Genomic DNA, 19,333 nt, shown 5'->3' with positions numbered 1-19,333 from the left:
GATTCTGATGGCAAAGACCGTCGCAGACGTCATGAAAATGGTCAAGGAAAACGAAGTCAAGTTTGTTGACTTCCGTTTTACCGACACCCGGGGCAAAGAACAGCACGTGACCGTGCCTGTGTCCCACTTTGACGAAGACAAATTCGTTTCGGGCCATGCGTTTGACGGCTCTTCGATTGCCGGCTGGAAGGGCATCGAAGCCTCCGACATGCAACTGATGCCTGACGCCAACACGGCCAACATCGATCCCTTCTTTGAAGAAACCACGCTGCTGCTGAGCTGCGACGTGGTCGAGCCCAGTGACGGCAAGGCTTATGACCGCGACCCGCGTTCCATTGCCAAACGCGCCGAAGCGTACCTCAAGGCCACCGGCCTGGGCGACACGGCCTTCTTCGGACCAGAACCAGAATTTTTCATCTTTGACGACGTGCGCTGGAACACCGACATGTCGGGCACCTTCTTCAAGATCGAAGAATACGAAGCACCCTGGAACTCGGGCAAAAAGCTCGAAGGCGGCAACCGCGGTCACCGGCCCACCGTCAAGGGCGGTTATTTCCCCGTGCCACCGGTCGACAGCACGCAAGACATGCGCGCCGAGATGTCGCTGATTCTCGAATCGCTGGGCATTCCGGTCGAGGTGTTCCACCACGAAGTGGCCGGCGCCGGCCAGAATGAAATCGGCACCCGCTTCAGCACGCTGGTCGAGCGCGCCGACTGGACGCAGCTGCTGAAATACGTGGTGCACAACGTGGCCAATGCCTACGGCAAAACCGCCACCTTCATGCCCAAGCCCATCGTTGGTGACAACGGCTCCGGCATGCACGTGCACCAGTCGATCTGGAAAGACGGCAAAAACCTGTTTGCCGGCGACGGTTATGCCGGCCTGTCCGACTTCGCGCTCTACTACGTGGGCGGCATCATCAAGCACGCGCGTGCCCTGAACGCCATCACCAACCCCGGCACCAACAGCTACAAGCGCCTGGTGCCTGGTTACGAAGCACCGGTCAAGCTGGCTTATTCGGCCAAGAACCGCTCGGCATCGATCCGCATTCCTTATGTGGCCAACCCCAAGGGCCGTCGCATTGAAGCGCGTTTCCCCGATCCCCTGATGAACCCTTACCTCGGCTTTGCGGCCTTGATGATGGCTGGCCTGGACGGCGTGGAAAACAAGATCCATCCTGGCGAAGCCGCGACGAAAGACTTGTACCATCTGCCGCCCGAGGAAGATGCCAAAGTGCCAACCGTTTGCCACAGCCTGGACCAGGCCCTGGACGCACTCGACGTGGGCCGCGGCTTCCTGACCAAAGGTGGCGTGTTCACCGACAGCATGCTGGATGCCTACATTGAACTGAAAATGGGTGAAGTGACGCGCTTGCGCCAGGCCACACACCCGATCGAGTTCGAGATGTATTACTCCCTGTAATTTTTTACAGTTTGTGGTCAAAAAAGGACGGCTTTGGCCGTCCTTTTTTATGGGCGCTGTGTTTATTACTTGCAGGGTTTTGCATTTTGAGACCTTTGCAGGATACTGGCAGACCGTCCAGGCCTGAACAGGCACATGGGGTTACGCATGAAACCTACAGTACTTCTTTCAATTTCTCTTGTTCTTTTGGCCAGTGGTGTCTCCAGCGTTTTCGCCCAGGAGCGCATTTTCCGTTGCAGCGGCAAAACCGGCACCGAATACATCAACAACGCCAAGGATGCGCAGGCGCGCGGCTGCAAGCCGATCGAAGGTGGCAACGTTACCGTGGTCCAGGGCACGCCGGTGAGCCGGCCGTCCGTGCGTGTGGCCTCGGCGGTGCAGGCCGCGCCAGCGTCCAGCAACAGCGAGCAGCGCGCGCGTGACAGCGACATGCGGGCCATCCTCGAGGCCGAACTGAAAAAGGCCGAGCTCAAACTGGCCGAGCAGCAAAAAGAATACAACAACGGCGAGCCCGACAAACAGGGCATTGAAGGGCGCAACCACCAGCGTTACCTTGACCGGGTGGCCGCGATGAAAGAAAGCATCACCCGCCACGAAAGTGACATTGCCGGCCTGAAACGTGAAATTGCCCGCTTGCCCGGCAACAGCGCGCCGCAGTAATCGTTCTGCGTCAAAATGGTGGCTTGAACAAGCCACCTACTTTCCTCCCCGCCGCCGCTCAGGCCTCCCCCCGCTTTCAGTCTTTTGACCTGCTGGCCACGCTGGTGGCCGTGGTGCGTACCAATGGCGTGGTGGTGTTTGCCAATGCCGCGCTGGAAGACGCACTGGGCATTTCGCGCCGCACCATCGAGGGCTCGCAACTGCCCGACTGTTTCACCGAGCCCTTGATCCTGCACAATGCGCTGGAAGGTGCGGGCAGCAATGAATTCGCGGCCCTGCGTTACGACGCCTGGCTCAAACCCCTGAACCGCGAACCCATGCCTGTGCACGTGGTGGTGGCGCAGACCGACACGCCGGGCGAAGCGATTGTCGAGCTGCTGCCGCTGGAGCAGCAGGCCAAGCAAGACCGCGAGGAGCGGCTGCTCGACCAGGCGCAGGCCAACAAGGAGTTGATCCGCAACCTCGCGCATGAGATCAAAAACCCGTTGGGCGGCATACGCGGCGCGGCGCAATTGCTGCAGATGGAGATCGAGTCCAAGGAGTTGACCGAATACACCCAGGTCATCATCCACGAGGCGGACCGCCTGCAGACCCTGGTCGACCGCCTGCTGGCGCCGCACCGCCGGCCACACCTGGTGGGCGACGTGAATATCCATGAGGTCTGCGAGCGGGTGCGTTCGTTGATCCTGGCCGAGTTCCCCAAAGGCCTGCGTGTGCTGCGCGACTACGACATCTCGATTCCCGACTTTCGCGGTGACCGCGAGCAACTGATCCAGGCCGTGCTCAACATCGCCCACAACGCCGCGCAGGCGCTGGCGGATCGGATTGCGGCGGGTGATGCGCAGATCAGTTTCCGGAGCCGGATTGCACGCCAGGTCACTTTCGGCAAGCAGCGTTATCGCTTGGCACTGGAATTGCATGTTATCGACAATGGACCGGGCGTTCCGGACTCCATCAAGGACCGAATTTTCTTTCCCCTGATCTCAGGGCGGGAGGGCGGTTCCGGGTTGGGGCTGACATTGGCGCAAACCTTTGTTCAGCAACACCACGGCTTGATCGAGTGCGACAGCGTCCCCGGCCGCACGGATTTCAAGCTGCTGATACCGCTGCCTTGAGCGCCGTCCCCTGTCATTGATGGATAACCGGTCGACGTACCAAAGGGATAAGAACTATGAAACCGATCTGGATTGTTGATGATGACCAGTCCATCCGGTTTGTGCTGGAAAAGGCCTTGCTGCGCGAAGGCCTGCCCACCCGCAGCTTCACCAACCCGCGCGAAGTCCTGGCGGCGCTGGACATTGCCACCGACGAGGACGGCCCGCAGGTGCTGGTCAGCGACATTCGCATGCCCGGTGGCTCCGGCCTGGACCTGTTGGCCAAGGTCAAGGAAAAACATCCCGGGCTGCCCGTCATCATCATGACGGCGTTTTCCGACCTGGACAGCGCCGTCTCGGCCTTCCAGGGCGGTGCGTTTGAATATTTGCCCAAACCCTTTGACCTGCCCAAAGCCGTCGAGTTGATACGCCGCGCGGTCGAGGAAAGCCAGCGCGAGGAGGTGGCCGAAGAACGCATGGCCGCCGCGCCCGAAATGCTGGGCCAGGCGCCGGCGATGCAGGACGTGTTCCGCGCCATCGGCCGGCTCAGCCAGAGCAATGTCACGGTGATGATCACCGGCGAATCAGGCTCGGGCAAGGAGCTGGTGGCCCGCGCCCTGCACAAACACTCGCCACGCGCCAATGGGCCGTTTGTGGCGATCAACACGGCCGCCATTCCCAAAGACTTGCTGGAGAGTGAGTTGTTCGGCCATGAGCGCGGCGCTTTCACGGGCGCACAAACCATGCGCCGCGGCCGTTTCGAGCAGGCCGACGGCGGCACCTTGTTTCTGGACGAAATCGGCGACATGCCGTTTGATCTGCAGACCCGTTTGCTGCGTGTGCTCTCAGACGGCAATTTCTACCGCGTCGGCGGCCACAACGCCGTCAAGACCAATGTACGCGTGATTGCGGCCACCCACCAGGACCTGGAGCAGCGCGTCAAGGAAGGTGGTTTTCGGGAAGATTTGTTTCACCGCCTCAACGTGATCCGCCTGCGCTTGCCGGCCTTGCGCGAGCGGCGCGAGGACGTGTTCATGCTGACGCGCCACTTCCTGCAACAAAGCGCCAAACAGCTCGGGGTAGCCGAACCCAAACGTATCTCAGATGCCGCGCTGCAGCAGCTCAGCACCTTCAGTTTTCCAGGCAATGTGCGCCAGTTGGAGAACATCTGCCACTGGCTGACCGTGATGGCACCAGCCCAGGTCATCGAAGCCAAGGATTTGCCGCCCGAGGTGCGCGATGCCGTGCCCGAACCAGTTCGGGCGCCGCCGCCGCCGGTGTTGCTTGAAAGCGGGGTGGCGCCACTCTTGCATCCGCTGCCTGCAGACTTCATTCAGGCCGCTGCGGCCGACATACTGGCGACCAACGCGCCAGCCGAGTCCGCCGTGGCTTTGAGCGACGGCGGCTGGGAGTCGGGGCTGGAAGCCGAAGCCCAGGCTCTGCTGGCGAGCGGCCGCAGCGATGTCTGGGATGTGTTGACCCGGCGTTTTGAATCCAGGCTGATCCAGACGGCGTTGCTTAATACCCGCGGACGGCGTATCGAAGCCGCGCAAAAGCTGGGCATTGGCCGCAACACCATCACACGCAAGATTCAGGAACTGCATCTGGAGTAGCTGGAGCCCCCACGCTTGTCACTTCGTGTACTGCGCTGCCCCCCGAGGGGGCGCTGCGCCTGCGGGCCGGCGAAGCCGGACCCGCGGCCCCGGCTGGCTGGGGACAGCGTCAGCGTTTGTTCGCCGCGCGTGCTCTTTGCGCCTGAGGTTAAAGTTCAAGCATGAGCCGACTTTCCCTGACCCGCGACAAGATCTACAAAACTGTGGCCCGCCAGTTGCATGGCCAAGTGCCGTGTTGGGTGTGTGGTGCCCATGTCTTGCCTGGCGCCGCCACGCTGGAGCACATCCGCCCGCTCAGCGAAGGCGGCAACAGCCACGCCGAAAACCTGGCGATCAGCCATGAGGTCTGCAACAGCCAGCGCCACGCCAAGGGCGCGGTGCCGGAGTCGCCGACCCTGCCCGGCCAGGTGGCCCGGAGTTTGTGAGTGAAATAGGCCTCTAGCCCTTTTCTAACGGGCGCAAGCAGCTATTTTATTTATAGCAAGTCAAGGTCGACCACCACCGGCACGTGGTCGCTGGGGCGTTCGTTCTTGCGCGGCAGCTTGTCGATCACGCAGCTTTTGACGGCCGGTTTGAGTACGTCGCTGACCAGGATGTAGTCAATGCGCAGGCCGCGGTTGCGGCGGAAAGCAAACTCGCGGTAGTCCCACCAGGAGTAACTTTTCTCCGGCTGCTCGAAGAGCCGGAAAGCATCATGCAGGCCCAATCCCAGCAGGGCCTGGAGGTGTTCGCGCTCCTCGGTGGTGTGGTGAATGGTTTCGCGCAGACCTTCGGCATCGTAGGTGTCGCGGTCATCGGTCGTGATGTTGAAATCGCCGACCAGCACCAGCTTGGGATGGGCAAGCAGTTCGCCCTGCAGCCAGCTACGCAGGCCGCCCAGCCACTTCATCTTGTATTCAAACTTCTCGCTGCCGGGCGCTTGTCCGTTGACGAAATAACCGTTGACCAGGCGCAGTTCGCCTTGCGGCGTGTCCAGCGTCACGGCAATCACGCGCGACTGCTCGTCGGCAAAACTCACGATGTTTTTCACAATGTCGCGCGCCGGCGTGCGACTCAGGATGGCGACGCCGTTATAGGTTTTCTGCCCGAAGACGGCGCTGTGGTAACCGGCGGCGGCCAGCGCTTCTAGCGGAAACTTGTCGTCGCTGAGCTTGAGTTCCTGCAGACATAAGGCATCGACCGGGTTGGCGGCCAGCCAGTCCAGCACCTGCGGCAGGCGCACGGCCAGGGAGTTGACGTTCCAGGTGGCGATTTTCATAGTTTCAGGGTTCCAGCCCAATCAGGTCGGGCGTGAGTAGCTATTAAATATGTAGCGCTGCCAGGCCGCCCAGCACCAGGCCGACACTGGCCAGCGCGAACATGCCGTACTCCAGCCATTTCTTGCGCGTCAGCAGGGCAATCGCCGCCAGCGCAATGGAGACTTGCAGCACGGTGGTGGCCTGGGCCCAGCGGTGGTGCTGGTGCATCTGATCGTCGGAGGACTTGTCCCAGGCCAGGGACTCGGCTTCCAGTTTCTCGGCGACCGTCTTGATGTCACTTTTTTCCCTGTCGTAGCGCTCTACCCGGCCCTGGTAGGCGACCTTTTTATCTTCGGGTGCCAGGTCTCGGGCAAATTCGGCCAGCGACTGCTTGGTGCTTTTGGCCTGGTAAAAGGCCCACTGGTTGGCCGCTTCGGTCTTCTTGATGGCGGCGGTGTTCTTGTACAGGCCGGCATTGGCCTGCGTGGCGCCGCCCATGTAGGAAAAGAGCGCGCCCACGGTGGCGATGACGGCGGTGATGACGGCGATCTGCGCAATCATGCCACCGCTGCTGTCGTGACCGCTCTGCGCGGCATGCTCAAGCTCGTGGTCGTGAGGTCCGTGTACGTGAAATCCAGCTCCTGACATGTCGCATCTCCATTTGTTGTTTGTTGTAAGTGATAAAACTAAACGGTAAGCCGTTAGAAGACACGTGGGTTTCTCGCGATACCTCCCGCAAAGCGGACCCAAGCACTGGTGCAAAAGCATCGCCTTGGTAGTCCTGCTCAATCTCGGTGACCTCGACGCGATGAGCCAGTGACTTGGCCAGCGCGTAGATTTGAGCGCCGCCAATGACCCAAACCTCGGCATCTCGTCCGCAGAGCGTGAGCGCCTCAGGGAAGCTCGATGCTACTACTGCGCCCACATCAGACCAGTCAGTCTGGCTGGTAATGACTATATTGACTCGACCTGGCAGTGGCCGAAACTTGGGCGGTAACGATTCCCAAGTCTTGCGGCCCATGATGACCGGATGGCCGTGGGTCAGCTGCTTGAAGTGCGCCATGTCTTCCGGTAGATGCCATGGAAGTCGATTGTGACTACCAATCACGCCATTGGCGGAGCGGGCAAAAATCATGTTGATTCGCATGGAACTCTGACTAGACCGCTACCGGCGCCTTGATGGCCGGGTGGTGCTGGTAATCCACAAACTCAAAATCATCAAACTCGTATTCAAAAATCGACGCGGGCTTGCGTTTGATCTTCAGCGTCGGGTAGGCGAAAGGTGTGCGGCTCAGTTGCAGCGCGACCTGTTCGGCGTGGTTGCTGTAGATGTGGCAGTCGCCGCCGGTCCAGATGAAGTCACCCACGTCCAGATCACATTGCTGCGCCACCATGTGGGTGAGCAGGGCGTAGCTGGCGATGTTGAAGGGCACGCCGAGAAAGATGTCTGCGCTGCGCTGGTACAGCTGGCAACTCAGTTTGCCCTTGCCGCCGGGCTCGGTGGCCGGGGCCACGTAAAACTGGAAAAAAGCATGGCAGGGCATCAAGGCCATCTTGCTCAGATCGGCCACGTTCCAGGCGCTGACGATGATGCGGCGCGAGTCGGGGTTGGTCTTCAAGGTCTTGATGACTTCGGCGATCTGGTCGATATGGCCGCCCTCGGGTGTGGGCCAGCTGCGCCACTGCACGCCGTAGACCGGGCCCAGGTCGCCGTCTTCACGTGCCCACTCGTCCCAGATCGTCACGCCGCGCTCTTTCAGCCAGTTGTTGTCGCTGGAGCCCTGCAGAAACCACAGCAGTTCATGCACGATGGACTTGAGGTGCACCTTTTTGGTGGTCACCAGCGGAAAGCCTTCATTCAGGTCAAAACGCATCTGGTAACCAAACACGCTTTTGGTGCCGGTGCCAGTGCGGTCGGCCTTGAGCACGCCCTGCGTGTCCACATGGCGCATGAAATCTTCGTATTGGGAGCGGATGGGAGAGGTCATGAAAAACCGGGCTAAAGGTGCTGGAAAAGAGGGCGCGGCACGGGTGCCGCGATGGCCTTGATTATGCCTTCAGCACCCGTCCCGGGTTCATCAGGTTCAGGGGATCCAGGCCGTGTTTGATGGCACGCATCATGCCCATCGCGACTGGCGATTTGTGTTTGGGCAAGGTGTCGACCTTGAGGCTGCCGACACCGTGTTCGGCCGAGATCGACCCCCGGTAGCGGTCCACGACCTCGTAAACCAGCGCATTCATGGGCGCCTCCTCCTCGTTGAGGAAGCGTGCCTGGTCGTCATGTTCGGGCGCCTGCACGTTGTAGTGCAGGTTGCCGTCGCCCAGGTGGCCATACACCACCAAACGCGCGCCGGGAAAACGCGCGAGCAGCAGGGCGTTGGTCTCGGCCACAAATTCGGGGATGCGCGAGACATTGATCGAGATGTCATGTTTGATGTTCAGGCCCTCTTCGGCCTGCGCCAGGGGGATGCTTTCGCGGATGTGCCACAACGCGTGTGCCTGGGCCATGCTCTCGGCGACCACCGCATCGACCACGCAGCCCGCCTCCATGGCCGCTTCGAGCAGGCGCTCAAAGCAGGCCCGTGCATGGGCTTCCGATTCGTTGTCCGAGTTCTCCAGCACCACGCACCAGGCTGACTCCTGCCAGAAAGGCACACGCTGCTGCGGGAAGTGTTTGGCCACCAGGCTCAGCGCGAACTGGCCCATGACCTCGAAACCTGTCAGGCCGGAACCGAGGTGCTCATGCGCCAGGCCGAGCAACTGCACGGCGGCCTCGAGCGTGGGCACGGCGGCAAAGGCGGTGAGCTGGGCCTTGGGCATGGGGTATAGCTTCATGGTCGCGGCTGTGATGACGCCCAGCGTGCCTTCGCTGCCGATGAACAGGTGGCGCAGGTCGTAGCCGGTGTTGTCCTTGCGCAGGCCGGACAGGCCGTCCCAGATTTCACCCTGCGCATTCACGACTTCCAGCCCCAGGCAGAGTTCGCGGGTATTGCCGTAACGCACGACCTGGGTGCCGCCGGCATTCGTGCCGAGGTTGCCGCCTATGGTGCAACTGCCTTCAGACGCCAGACTCAGCGGGAACAGAAAACCGGCTTGTTCACACGCTTCCTGCAGGTTTTGCAACACGCAGCCGGCATCGACGGTGATGGTCAGGTTGCCCGCATCGAGGGTACGCACCTTGTTCATGCGTGTCAGGCTCAGGACGACCTGGGTGCCGCTGGCGTCCGGGGTGGAGCCCACCACCATGCCGGTGTTGCCGCCTTGCGGCACGATGCTCACGCGTGCCGCAGCACAGGCCTTCACCACGGCGGCGACTTCCGGCGTGGAAGCCGGTCGCACCACGGCCAGCGCCTTGCCGGTTTCACGCTTGCGCCAGTCCTGCACCCAGGCGGTCAGGTCGCCGTCGGTCAGAACATTGGGCGCGCCCACGATGTGGCGGAGGGATTCAAGCAGTTCGTTGTGGGTGTTCACGGTGTTTGGGGTTCCGGTTCAGGGGTTGACGGGTTTTTGGCATTTTTCAGGCGAATACGCACATGCATGGCGCAGGCGGTAAACAGCAGCAGGCACAGGACGACCTCGATCATCGCCAGGTAATTGCCGGGCGGCTTGTCGCTCCAGGCGCGCACCGCGCCTTCGGTGAAATACAGCCAGATCATCAGGCTGAGCCAGCGGTAGGTGTACATGCGGTTTTTCAGCAGGCCGGCCAGGGGAATACACAAGGGCAGGACTTTCAGGGCCAGCAGCGAGCCGCCCGGACGCACCGGTGCCAGCCAAAGCTCCCAGGCCAGGCCGAGAATGATCAGGCCGCCCAGGCTGCCCAGGGCGAGCCAGCGCGTGGCGTCTATCTGTGTTGTTTTGTGGATGTTGAGGCTCATGTCGATGGCATGATACCGGGGATGAATTTCCAGCAGTTATTGACTGACTTATCCCATTTTCCCTGGCGTGATACCGCCATCACCCTGCGCCAGCGTTTTCGCGAAGACCACATGGGCCTGACGGCCAGCAGCCTGACCTTCACCACCAGCATTGCGCTGGTGCCGTTTTTCACGGTGGCGCTGGCGATTTTCACGGCTTTTCCGATGTTTTCCAAGCTGCAGGGCACCTTGCAGGTGTGGTTGGTCAACAGCCTGATTCCCGACGACATTTCGCGCCAGGTGCTGGGCTACCTGACGCAATTCGCCAAACAGGCCAGCAAACTCGGCGTCGCCGGCCTGGCGGTGTTGCTGGGGACGGCAATTGCGCTGATCCTGACCATAGACCGCACGCTCAACGGTATCTGGCGCGTGAAACAGCCGCGCCCCCTGGCCCAGCGCGTGCTGATTTATTGGGCCGCGATCACCCTGGGGCCACTGGTGCTGGGCGCCAGCCTGGCGGTGACGTCGTATGTGTTGTCCGCCTCGCGCGGCATGGTCGGGACCTTGCCCGACGGATTGCGATTTCTGCTGGACGTGGCGCAGTTCTTCCTGCTGGCCGGCGGCATGGCCGCCCTCTACCGTTATGTGCCCAACACCTTTGTGCGCTGGTCACATGCCTGGGTCGGTGGTTTGTTTGTGGCGGCCGGCATCGAGCTGGCGAAAAAAGCGCTGAGCTTGTACCTCAGCAGCGTGCCGACCTATTCGCTGGTGTATGGCGCCTTTGCCACCTTGCCGATTTTGCTGGTCTGGATTTACGTCGCCTGGGTCATCGTCTTGATGGGCGCGGTGATTGCGGCCTACCTGCCCAGCCTGATGGCCGGGGTGAAACGCCGCGGCAGTGCGCACGGCTGGCAGTTCCAGCTGGCGGTGGAGTTGCTGCAGCAGTTGCACCAGGCGCGCAGCACCAGTCACATCGGCCTGGAGGCTTCGCAACTGGCGCAGGCGCTGCAGGTTGATGTGTTGCAACTGGAGCCGGTGCTGGAAACCCTGATGGCGCTGGACTGGATAGGCCAACTGACCGACCCTGACAATGCGCACGAAGCGCGTTATCTGCTGCTGGCTGACCCGGACGCCACGGCGCTGGAGCCGCTGATGGCGCAGTTGCTCTTGAGTAAAGACGCCTCCATGAAAAAATTATGGGAAAACGCGCGTTTGCCCGCACTGATGCTGCGTGACGCGTTATAAAAATGATAGCAACTCAAGCGCGGCAGACTGGGTGATCAAGGCCTGTTAGCCAGATTTTTGCGCCTCATAACGCGCCTTGTTTTCGGCATTCGGCGGGTACAGGCCAGGCAAGGCCGCGCCGTTTTCGACCTCAGCCATGATCCAGGCTTCCAGCCGTTCCTGCTCGGGGGCCAGAACCAGCATTTCTTCGAGCAGCGCGGCGGGAATCAGCACCGCGCCGTCGTCGTCCACCACAATCACGTCGTTGGGAAACACCGCCACGCCGCCGCAGGCAATCGGCTGCTGCCAGGCGACAAAAGTCAGGCCGGCCACAGAAGGCGGCGCGGCGGCACCGCTGCACCAGACCGGCAGGCCAGTGGCCAACACGCCGGCCTGGTCACGCACCACGCCGTCACTCACCAGCGCGGCCACACCGCGCTTGTGCATGCGGGCACAGAGGATGTCGCCAAAAATCCCCGCGTCGCTGACACCCATGGCGTCCACCACGGCGATGCAGCCGGCGGGCATGTCTTCGATCGCGGCGCGGGTCGAAATCGGCGAAGACCAGGACTCGGGTGTGGCCAGGTCTTCACGCGCCGGCACAAAACGCAGGGTAAAAGCCCGGCCCACCAGCCGGGGCTGGCCGGCGCGCAAGGGGCGCGCGCCGCGCAGCCAGACATTGCGCAAGCCTTTTTTAAGCAGCAGGGTGGTCAGTGTGGCGGTGGTGACGCGGGAGAGGGTCTCGATGGCCTGGGTTTCCAGCGGGAGGGTGGCGTTGCTTGTCATCAGATCTTGACCTTGCCCAGCCAGATGTCCTTGTACATGGCCCAGTCGCCCATGAAGCTGTACAGCGGGCGTTTGAAGGACGCGGGTCTGTTTTTCTCGAACACAAAATGGCCGACCCAGGCAAAACCGTAACCGCAGAACAAACCCGCCAGCAACCACAGCGGCTGGCGCGTGAGGACCAGCGCCAGCAGGCATAACAGCGACAGGCTGGAGCCCACAAAATGCAGGCGGCGGCAGGTGCGGTTGCTGTGTTCGGTCAGATAAAAGGGGTAAAACTCGGCGAACCTTTGGAAGGTTTTGGCGTCTACTGCTGCGGGTGGTGCGCTGGAAGTCGTGGTGGTCATGGCTTGTCTCCGGGTGAATCACCCATGATAGTCACGCCGACACACAATTGCACTTATGTCTGACCCTTGCCCGCCGTATCTTCACCGTGACCCCGCCCAGCGCTGGGTGGCCTGTTTGTGTGCCGACTGGTGCGGCACCTGCCGCGACTACCGGACCGTGTTCGACCAGGTGGCCGCCGAGTACCCGGGCATGCCATTTCTCTGGCTGGACATTGAAGACCAGGCGGCGCTGGTGGGTGAGCTCGACATCGAAACTTTTCCGACACTGTTGATTGCCGATGGTGACGAGCTTAGGTTCGCCGGTCCCTTGTTGCCACACGCCGGCACCTTGTCGCGGATGGTGGGAGCCTTGGCGCCCGGTGTGGCCGCAACATCGGTCGACCCGGCCCTGACAGCCTTGGCGCGCACGCTGTACCAAAACCTGAAATCAGCGTGACTTGACGCTGAAGGGCGCGTTCAAAAATCCCCTGAAGCGGGCCCGCCCGCCTCGGGTAGGCGGGGCTGTGAGGCTGTAGTCGGGGAAGCGCTGCAGAAAGCGGCCGACGGCGATTCGACCCTCCAGCCGCGCCAGGCTCAGGCCGGCGCACTGGTGGATGCCAAAGCCGAAGGCCAGGTGGCGGTTGTTCGCACGCGCCAGGTCCAGTTGTTCGGGATGTTCAAACTGCGCCGGGTCGCGGTTGGCTGCGCCTATACACAGGGTCAGCAAGGTTCCTGCCGGCAGGTCCACACCACCGACCTGGCAGGCTTTGAGGGCGCGCCGGTTGCTCAGCTGGTTGGATGACTCAAAACGCAGGAATTCGTCGATTTCAACAGCTAAATCGGCCTCTAGCCCTTGTCCAGTGTGCGCAGATAGCTGCATTTTTGATAGCAATTGCTGCCTGGCCTCGGGCCACTCCTGCAGCAGCACCAGCGCATTGCCGATCAGGTTGGTGGTGGTTTCATGGCCGGCGTTGAGGATAAACACGCAGTTTTGCAGCAGTTCGGTTTCGCTGAGTTGTTCTCCGGCCACGGAGCCGTCAGGCGACTTCGTGTTTTCGCCCTGGATCAGGCGGGTCAACACATCGTGTTCCGGATCCCCGGGGTGTTGGCGGCGTTCTGCCACCAGGGTCTTCAGGTAAGCCGTGAATTCGCTGACGCTGCGGTTGCCACGCGCCTCCTGCTCGGGTGTGAGTTTGGGCTCCAGCGCGCCCAGGATGGCGAGCGACCAGTCGCGCAAGGGGCCGCGGTCGGCATGCGGCACACCCAGCAGGTTGCCGATGATCTCGACTGGAATCGCCGAGGCGAAGTCTTCGATCAAGTCGCCGCCACCTTGGGCTTCGATGCGGTCCAGCAGGCTGTCCACCAGTGTGATCAAACCGGGCTCCATGTCGGCAATCGCACGCCGTGTCAGCGCACCCATGATGAGTTTGCGCACGCGGGTGTGTAACGGCGGGTCGTTGAACACCAGGCTGGTCGTGTGATGCTCCAGCAGCGGCGAACCGGCGCCGTATTTGGGCGTGAACTCCACTTTTTTGTCGGAGCTGAAGGTCTGGGCGTCGCGGTACACCGCCACGATGTCGGCGTAACGGGTCAGGAACCAGGAGCCGTCGGGCATGTGTTTTACCGGCTCGGATGCGCGCAGCCGCGCGTAGACCGGGTAGGGGTTGGCGTAGAAGTCTGCGGGCAGGGCGCGCAGGTCGAAACTGGCTGCGATGTCCCGTGCGCGCTCCGCAGAAAGCGGTGGGGTGATGACAAAGGGTAAAGCGTCTGGCATGCGGTCATTGTGGCATTGCGGCCTGCCTGCGACGCAGGTCGGCAGTGCAGCCCGAGGCCAGCAGGAGTACGTGACTGCGTACCCTCTACCTTGTTTTAGGTACCCGGTTTCAGGTGCACAGACCTTTGGATACAACTGGCTCTGGCTTGATGCGGATGCCGGTGCTACAAGGGTGGGTGGCAAATTTGCCCGTGCAAAGAATGCAGCTGCCAGGTTGAGCTGAATACCGGCGCTCTGTTTTTTTTGGGGGAACTCTCAGGGGGCTCCGGTGCCGTGATGAAGAACGGTGGGGTGTCGCCTTGCATTGACTGGGGCTGGCGGTACCCGGGGCCGTTGCCAGCGTTGACCCTTGCTCTGATGGCCTTCAACGGATCGTTTTTTCTCAACCGAAGGAGCACGCCATGACTGCATTGCAAGCGACGAAGATCCAGGCGCTAAAAGAGAGCGCAGGGGGGGAGGTGATTCTCCCGGATGACGATGGCTACGAAAGCGCACGCAAGGTCTGGAACGCGACGATCGACAAGCACCCCGCGCTCATTGTCCGTTGCGCCACCACGCCGGACGTCGTTCGGGCGGTCAACTTCGCCAGGGACAACGGCCTCGCGCTCGCCGTCCGCGGCGGCGGGCACAACATCGCAGGCAGTGCGATATGTGACGACGGCATCGTCATTGACCTGTCGCAGATGAAGGCCGCCAGCGTCGATGCTGGCGCGCGCCGCGCAACCATTGAGGGCGGCGCCACGCTCGCTGACTTCGACGCCGCAAGCCAGGCCCACGGCCTCGCCACGCCGCTCGGCATCAACTCCACCACCGGTGTCGCGGGCCTGACGCTCGGCGGTGGCTTCGGCTGGCTCAGCCGCAAGTACGGCATGACCGTCGACAACCTGGAGTCCGCCGAGGTGGTCACCGCGGCCGGTGAGGTGCTGCGCGCCAGCGCCACGGAGCATCCCGACCTTTTCTGGGCTCTCCGCGGCGGTAGCGGCAATTTTGGCGTTGTGACCCGCTTCGAGTTCCGGCTCCACCCGGTCGGTCCGGACCTCCTGAGTGGCCTGATCGTCTACCCGCTTTCCGAGGCGAAGGCGGTGCTGCAGCAATACCGCGAATTCATCGCGAAGGCACCCGACGAGCTTGCGGTATGGGCCGTCCTGCGTCAGGCGCCGCCTCTGCCCTTCCTCCCCGAGAAGGTCCACGGCCAGGGGATGATCGCGCTCGCGCTGTGCTACGCGGGTGACCCGGCGCAGGGCCAGCCGCTCATAGCGCCGCTGCGCACCTTCGGCACCCCCTTGGGCGAGCACGTCGGCGTGCAACCCTACACCGCCTGGCAACAGGCCTTTGACCCGCTGCTCACCCCGGGCGCTCGCAACTACTGGAAGTCGCACAATTTCTCGGTGCTCGACGACGGACTGTTTGACGCCGTCATTGAGTACATCGAGAAGTTGCCCTCGCCCCAGTGCGAGATATTTTTTGGCGCCATCGGCGGCGCTACCACACGGCCGGCGCCCGACTCCGCGGCCTACCCGCACCGCGATGCGCTGTTCGTGATGAACGTCCACGGCCGCTGGGCGGACCCGGCCGACGACGAGCGCTGCATCGGCTGGGCGCGTGACTTTTTCAAGGCCTCAGCGCCCTTTGCCAGCGGTGGCGTTTACGTCAATTTCCTCACCGCCGACGAGAGCGATCGCGTGAAGGCGGCTTACGGTCCGAACTACGATCGCCTGGCCCAGATCAAGCGCAAATACGACCCGGCCAACCTCTTCAGCACGAACCAGAATATCAAGCCCGCCTGACCCCTGACCCCTGGCGCCTGGCGCCTCACAGCCGGTTGTCGTGGAATGTGTTTGGCCGCCACTGAGCCGGCAAGCCAGGCCAGCGTTTCGGGACCGCCGCTGGCCTGCCCACTGTCCGAGGTCCCTGTTGCCACAAGGAGAATAATCATGGGAACCTACATTGCACTTTCCAGCTTTACCGATCAGGGGATCCGTAGCGTCAAGGACACCACAAAACGCGCGGAGGCGGTTCAGGAGGCGGCCAAGAAGTTCGGAGCCAAGATGACGCAGATCTACTGGACACTCGGGAAATACGACCTGGTGGTGACCATCGAAGCACCGGATGACGAGTCGGCCACCGCATTCGCGCTGGCCATCGCTGGGGCCGGCAATGTTCGCATGCAGACTCTGCGCGCCTTCAGCAAGGATGAAATGAACGGAATTCTTGCCAAGATGGCATAGAGGCCTGCCAGCCCGAAACCGTTCGTTCGGCGTGCACCGTCGAGGCCAGTGCCAGCGCTTGATGGATTTCCGGGCCTCAACCCAGCGACATGTTGCTCAACAAAGGAGAAGGAAATGAAAGCAAGTCAAATTGCGGTGGTCGCTATCACGCTCGTGTGCGCCTGCCTTGCCCCGTCCACGACATGGGCAGCCGGCGATGGCCACGTCATGGTCTTGCCGGCTGATCTGAAGTGGACCGATGTGCCCTCCCTGCCGCCGGGGGCGAAGCTCGCCGTCATCGAAGGCCCGATGAACGAGGCGAACCCAATTACCTTCCGTTTGAAGCTCCCCGCCGACTACAAGATCCCGGCCCACTGGCATCCCGCCATCGAGCATGTCACGGTGATTTCCGGCACCTTCAACATGGGAACCGGGGACATGCTTGATCCGGCAAAAACCATGCCCTTGGCAGCGGGCAGTGTCGCCATCATGCAGCCCAAGACCAACCATTTCGCCTGGACCAAGGAGGAAACCATCGTCCAAGTCCACGGGGTGGGGCCGTGGGGCGTCAATTATGTCAATCCGGCCGATGATCCCAGAAAAAAATAGCGCTGCGTTCGGCCGCACTGCCAACCGACGCTTTCTTGCCTGATATTGATCGAGAGGGGCGCGCGGAAAAGCGCCGCGCCTCCTGCTCGGGCGTGAGTTTGGGTTCGAGTGCCCCGAGGATGGCGAGCGACCAGTCGCGCAGCGGGCAGCGGGCAGCGGTCGGCATGCGGCACACCCAACAGGTTGCCGATGATCTCCACCGGGATCGCCGAGGCGAAGTCCTCGATCAGGTCGCCGCCGCCCCTGGCTTCGATCGCATTGAGCAGGCCGTCCACGAGCGTGACCAGGCCGGGCTCCATCCCGGCGATGGCGCGCCGCGTCAGCGCGCCCATGATCAGCTTGCGCACGCGCGTATGCAGCGGCGGGTCGTTGAACACCAGGCTGGTCGTGTGGTGTTCCAGCAGCGGTGCGCTTTCGCCATACTTGGGCGTGAATTCCACCTTCTTGTCCGAGCTGAAGGTCTGTGCGTCGCGGTAGACCGCCACGATGTCGGCGTAACGGGTCAGGAACCAGGAGCCGTCGGGCATGCGCCGTACCGGCTCGGATGCGCGCAGGCGCGCGTAGACCGGGTAGGGGTTGGCGTAAAAATCGGGGGGCAGCTCGCGCAGATCGAAACTGGCGGCGATGTCGTACACACGTTGTGGCGACAGGGGAGGCGTGATTTCGGCATTCATCATGGCAGCAAGGTCCATCAGGTGGGCGCGAAGGTCTCGCGCCCGATCCTTATACCCGATGGGCTGCCACCCGGCGCCTGCCTAAACAGGGGGGAAGGCGCCGGGATAGGGCTTAGCGCTTGGCGGGGGCCTGTTTGTAGACGCGTTCGCCGGCCAGCCAGGTCTCCAGAACCTGGGTGTTCCAGAGCTTGGAGGGATCGATCTTGAACGGGTTCTGGTCCACCAGGATGAAGTCGGCCCACTTGCCAGGCTCCAGCGAACCGATGACTTTTTCCTGGTGCTGGGCGTAGGCCGCGTCCAGTGTGAAGGCGCGGAAGGCCTGCGTCAATGTCATGGCTTCTTCAGGGTGCCAGCCGGCGATGGGCTTGCCGTCATGGTCGGTCCGGTTCACCGCGGAATGCAGGCCAAAAAACGGGTTGGCCGACTCGACGGGGAAGTCCGAACCGCCTGCCACCACGGTGCCTTGTTTGAGCATGGTTTGCCAGGCGTAAGCGCCCTTGATGCGCTCCTTGCCAATGCGGTCTTCGGCCATGTTCATGTCGCTGGTGGCGTGGGTGGGCTGCATCGAGGCGATCAGGCTCAAGGTCTTGAAGCGCGGGATGTCTGCCAGCGAAATCACTTGTGCGTGTTCGATGCGGTTGCGCAGCTGGTCGCCGCCAACTTCCTTGTAGGCTGCCTCATAGGCGTTGAGGATCTGACGATTGGCCGCATCGCCGATGGCGTGGATGTTGACCTGGTAGCCGGCCTTGAGCGCGGTTTTGGTCTTGGCCTGTATCGTGGCGTCGTCCATGAACAGCAGACCCTTGTTGCTGTGGTCGTCCGAGTAGGGCTCCAGCAAGGCCGCGCCACGGCTGCCCAGGGCGCCGTCGGCGTAAAGTTTGACGGCGCGCAGGTTGAAGCGGTCATCCGCATAACCCTTGATCGGGCCTTGAACGGCCAGCGCCTTGTAGTCGTCGCCGACGTCGCCGATCATGGCGTAGATACGCGTCGTGAGTTTTTTCTGGTCGGCGAATTCGCGGTAGATGCGGACTTCGTTGACCCCGGCACCAGCATCACCCACGGAGGTCAGGCCCAGCGAGTTGAAGTGGCGCTGCGCGGAGTCGAGCGACAGGCGGCGTTCTTCGTCGGTGTACGGGGGCATGACCTTGGCCAGCAAGGCCTGCGCCTTGTCGACCAGCACGCCGCTGGGGTTGCCTTTGGCATCACGTTCGATGCGGCCGCCGTCCGGATCCGGCGTGTCACGTGTGATGCCGGCCAGTTGCAAGGCCTTGCTGTTGGCCCAGGTGGCGTGGCCATCCACGCGACGCAGCGTGGCGGGGCGGTCGGCAATGGCGGTATCGAGTTCGGCGGCCGTGGGGAAACGACCCAGCTTCCAGATCACCTGGTTCCAGCCCGAACCCACCAGCCACTGGCGTGCCGGGTTGGCCTGGGCGTAGGTCTTGATACGGTCCAGTGCTTCAGGCAAGGTCTGGGTGCCTGTCACCACCACTTCGCTGCGGCGAAAGCCGATGCGGAAGACGTGGCCGTGGACGTCGATCAGGCCCGGCAGCAGGGTCTTGCCCTGGCCGTTCACGCGGCGTGCGTTGGGGTATTGCTTGGCCAGCGCGGCGGCATCACCCACACGCAACACCTTGCCCTGGTCGAACACCAGGCCGGTGAAGGTGGTGAGTTTGTCCTTGCTGAAGGTGTAGCCCTGGACGTGGTCCACCAGCGTGGGCGCTGCCTGGGCCGAGCCGGCCGCCAGTGCCAGGGTCGCGGCCAGTGCCGCGAGGGGTTGCAGCAGATGTTTTTTCATGAGTTCTCCTGTTGGGATAGTTTTAGGGGGAAGGGGAAAAGAGAAAGCGGTCCCGGCGC

The 19,333-nt window shown here is 62.3% G+C and carries 20 protein-coding genes and 1 pseudogene; 10 read left to right on the top strand and 11 right to left on the bottom strand.

Annotation, left to right across the window (positions count from 1 at the left end):
* Positions 1-7 precede the first annotated feature (7 nt).
* From glnA to R6254_RS18580, 5 genes are all read left to right on the top strand, one after another.
* The gene (gene glnA, locus R6254_RS18600) at positions 8-1,423 is read left to right on the top strand and encodes a type I glutamate--ammonia ligase (RefSeq protein ID WP_318409054.1); all 1,416 of its coding nucleotides are present in this window, start codon (positions 8-10) and stop codon (positions 1,421-1,423) included.
* Positions 1,424-1,570: 147 nt separating this feature from the next.
* Entirely contained in the window at positions 1,571-2,083 is a 513-nt protein-coding gene (locus R6254_RS18595; protein WP_318409052.1) for a hypothetical protein, read from the top strand.
* A 23-nt stretch (positions 2,084-2,106) separates the two neighbouring features.
* Positions 2,107-3,198: a nitrogen regulation protein NR(II) gene (gene glnL / locus R6254_RS18590; protein ID WP_318409050.1), complete on the top strand. Its 1,092-nt coding sequence runs from the start codon at positions 2,107-2,109 to the stop codon at positions 3,196-3,198.
* A 56-nt stretch (positions 3,199-3,254) separates the two neighbouring features.
* Entirely contained in the window at positions 3,255-4,790 is a 1,536-nt protein-coding gene (gene ntrC, locus R6254_RS18585) for a nitrogen regulation protein NR(I) (protein ID WP_318409048.1), read from the top strand.
* 161 nt (positions 4,791-4,951) lie between these two features.
* Positions 4,952-5,215 (top strand): HNH endonuclease, encoded by a 264-nt coding sequence (locus R6254_RS18580; protein WP_318409047.1) that lies wholly within the window; start codon positions 4,952-4,954, stop codon positions 5,213-5,215.
* Positions 5,216-5,265: 50 nt separating this feature from the next.
* Here R6254_RS18580 and xth read toward each other — a convergent pair whose 3' ends face one another.
* The 6 genes from xth to R6254_RS18550 form a co-directional block, all read right to left on the bottom strand.
* On the bottom strand, positions 5,266-6,048 hold the full coding sequence (xth, locus tag R6254_RS18575; protein ID WP_318409046.1) for an exodeoxyribonuclease III: 783 nt from the start codon (positions 6,046-6,048) through the stop codon (positions 5,266-5,268).
* Positions 6,049-6,091: 43 nt separating this feature from the next.
* Positions 6,092-6,676: a DUF4337 domain-containing protein gene (locus R6254_RS18570; RefSeq protein ID WP_318409044.1), complete on the bottom strand. Its 585-nt coding sequence runs from the start codon at positions 6,674-6,676 to the stop codon at positions 6,092-6,094.
* Positions 6,627-7,175 carry a dihydrofolate reductase gene (locus tag R6254_RS18565; RefSeq protein ID WP_318409042.1) on the bottom strand — a complete coding sequence of 183 codons (549 nt, stop codon included), beginning with the start codon at positions 7,173-7,175 and terminating at the stop codon, positions 6,627-6,629. The genes R6254_RS18570 and R6254_RS18565 overlap by 50 nt, the downstream gene beginning before the upstream one ends.
* Positions 7,176-7,185: 10 nt before the next feature.
* On the bottom strand, positions 7,186-8,016 hold the full coding sequence (locus R6254_RS18560) for a thymidylate synthase (RefSeq protein WP_318409040.1): 831 nt from the start codon (positions 8,014-8,016) through the stop codon (positions 7,186-7,188).
* A gap of 61 nt (positions 8,017-8,077) precedes the next feature.
* Positions 8,078-9,499: an FAD-binding oxidoreductase gene (locus tag R6254_RS18555; protein WP_318409039.1), complete on the bottom strand. Its 1,422-nt coding sequence runs from the start codon at positions 9,497-9,499 to the stop codon at positions 8,078-8,080.
* Entirely contained in the window at positions 9,496-9,903 is a 408-nt protein-coding gene (locus tag R6254_RS18550; protein WP_318409037.1) for a DUF2069 domain-containing protein, read from the bottom strand. Before R6254_RS18550 ends, R6254_RS18555 begins: the two co-directional genes overlap by 4 nt.
* Before the next feature lie 21 nt (positions 9,904-9,924).
* Between R6254_RS18550 and R6254_RS18545 the strand changes: the two genes are divergently transcribed.
* Positions 9,925-11,127 (top strand): YihY family inner membrane protein, encoded by a 1,203-nt coding sequence (locus R6254_RS18545; protein ID WP_318409035.1) that lies wholly within the window; start codon positions 9,925-9,927, stop codon positions 11,125-11,127.
* A 45-nt stretch (positions 11,128-11,172) separates the two neighbouring features.
* On the opposite strand, the gene R6254_RS18540 is transcribed toward R6254_RS18545, so the two are convergent.
* Together R6254_RS18540 and R6254_RS18535 are read right to left on the bottom strand one after the other, a co-directional pair.
* Positions 11,173-11,892, bottom strand: a complete 720-nt coding sequence (locus R6254_RS18540; RefSeq protein WP_318409033.1) for a ribonuclease activity regulator RraA — start codon at positions 11,890-11,892, stop codon at positions 11,173-11,175.
* Entirely contained in the window at positions 11,892-12,236 is a 345-nt protein-coding gene (locus R6254_RS18535; protein ID WP_318409032.1) for an Mpo1-like protein, read from the bottom strand. The genes R6254_RS18540 and R6254_RS18535 overlap by 1 nt, the downstream gene beginning before the upstream one ends.
* 55 nt (positions 12,237-12,291) lie before the next feature.
* On the opposite strand from R6254_RS18535, the gene R6254_RS18530 reads away from it, so the two are divergent.
* On the top strand, positions 12,292-12,672 hold the full coding sequence (locus tag R6254_RS18530) for a thioredoxin family protein (protein WP_318409030.1): 381 nt from the start codon (positions 12,292-12,294) through the stop codon (positions 12,670-12,672).
* Here the strand turns inward: R6254_RS18530 and R6254_RS18525 are convergent.
* Positions 12,664-13,989, bottom strand: a complete 1,326-nt coding sequence (locus R6254_RS18525) for a cytochrome P450 (RefSeq protein ID WP_318409028.1) — start codon at positions 13,987-13,989, stop codon at positions 12,664-12,666. The two genes, R6254_RS18530 and R6254_RS18525, sit on opposite strands and share 9 nt — an antisense overlap.
* Positions 13,990-14,390: 401 nt before the next feature.
* On the opposite strand from R6254_RS18525, the gene R6254_RS18520 reads away from it, so the two are divergent.
* The 3 genes from R6254_RS18520 to R6254_RS18510 all read left to right on the top strand — a co-directional run bounded on the left by R6254_RS18520 (position 14,391) and on the right by R6254_RS18510 (position 16,805).
* Positions 14,391-15,776, top strand: a complete 1,386-nt coding sequence (locus R6254_RS18520; RefSeq protein ID WP_318409026.1) for an FAD-binding oxidoreductase — start codon at positions 14,391-14,393, stop codon at positions 15,774-15,776.
* A 147-nt stretch (positions 15,777-15,923) separates the two neighbouring features.
* Positions 15,924-16,217 (top strand): GYD domain-containing protein, encoded by a 294-nt coding sequence (locus R6254_RS18515; RefSeq protein WP_318409024.1) that lies wholly within the window; start codon positions 15,924-15,926, stop codon positions 16,215-16,217.
* Between the two features lie 114 nt (positions 16,218-16,331).
* Positions 16,332-16,805: a cupin domain-containing protein gene (locus R6254_RS18510; protein WP_318409022.1), complete on the top strand. Its 474-nt coding sequence runs from the start codon at positions 16,332-16,334 to the stop codon at positions 16,803-16,805.
* 73 nt (positions 16,806-16,878) lie between these two features.
* Here the strand turns inward: R6254_RS18510 and R6254_RS18505 are convergent.
* Positions 16,879-17,479 (bottom strand): annotated as a pseudogene (locus tag R6254_RS18505) (cytochrome P450 family protein); the annotation flags it as partial.
* A gap of 112 nt (positions 17,480-17,591) precedes the next feature.
* On the bottom strand, positions 17,592-19,274 hold the full coding sequence (locus R6254_RS18500; protein ID WP_318409021.1) for an amidohydrolase: 1,683 nt from the start codon (positions 19,272-19,274) through the stop codon (positions 17,592-17,594).
* Positions 19,275-19,333 lie beyond the last annotated feature (59 nt).

Source organism: Polaromonas potterensis (assembly GCF_033446725.1).
Lineage (GTDB): Bacteria > Pseudomonadota > Gammaproteobacteria > Burkholderiales > Burkholderiaceae_C > Polaromonas.
The sequence above is the reverse complement of the archived record's forward strand: the minus strand, read 5'-3'. Positions and strand labels throughout refer to the sequence as shown.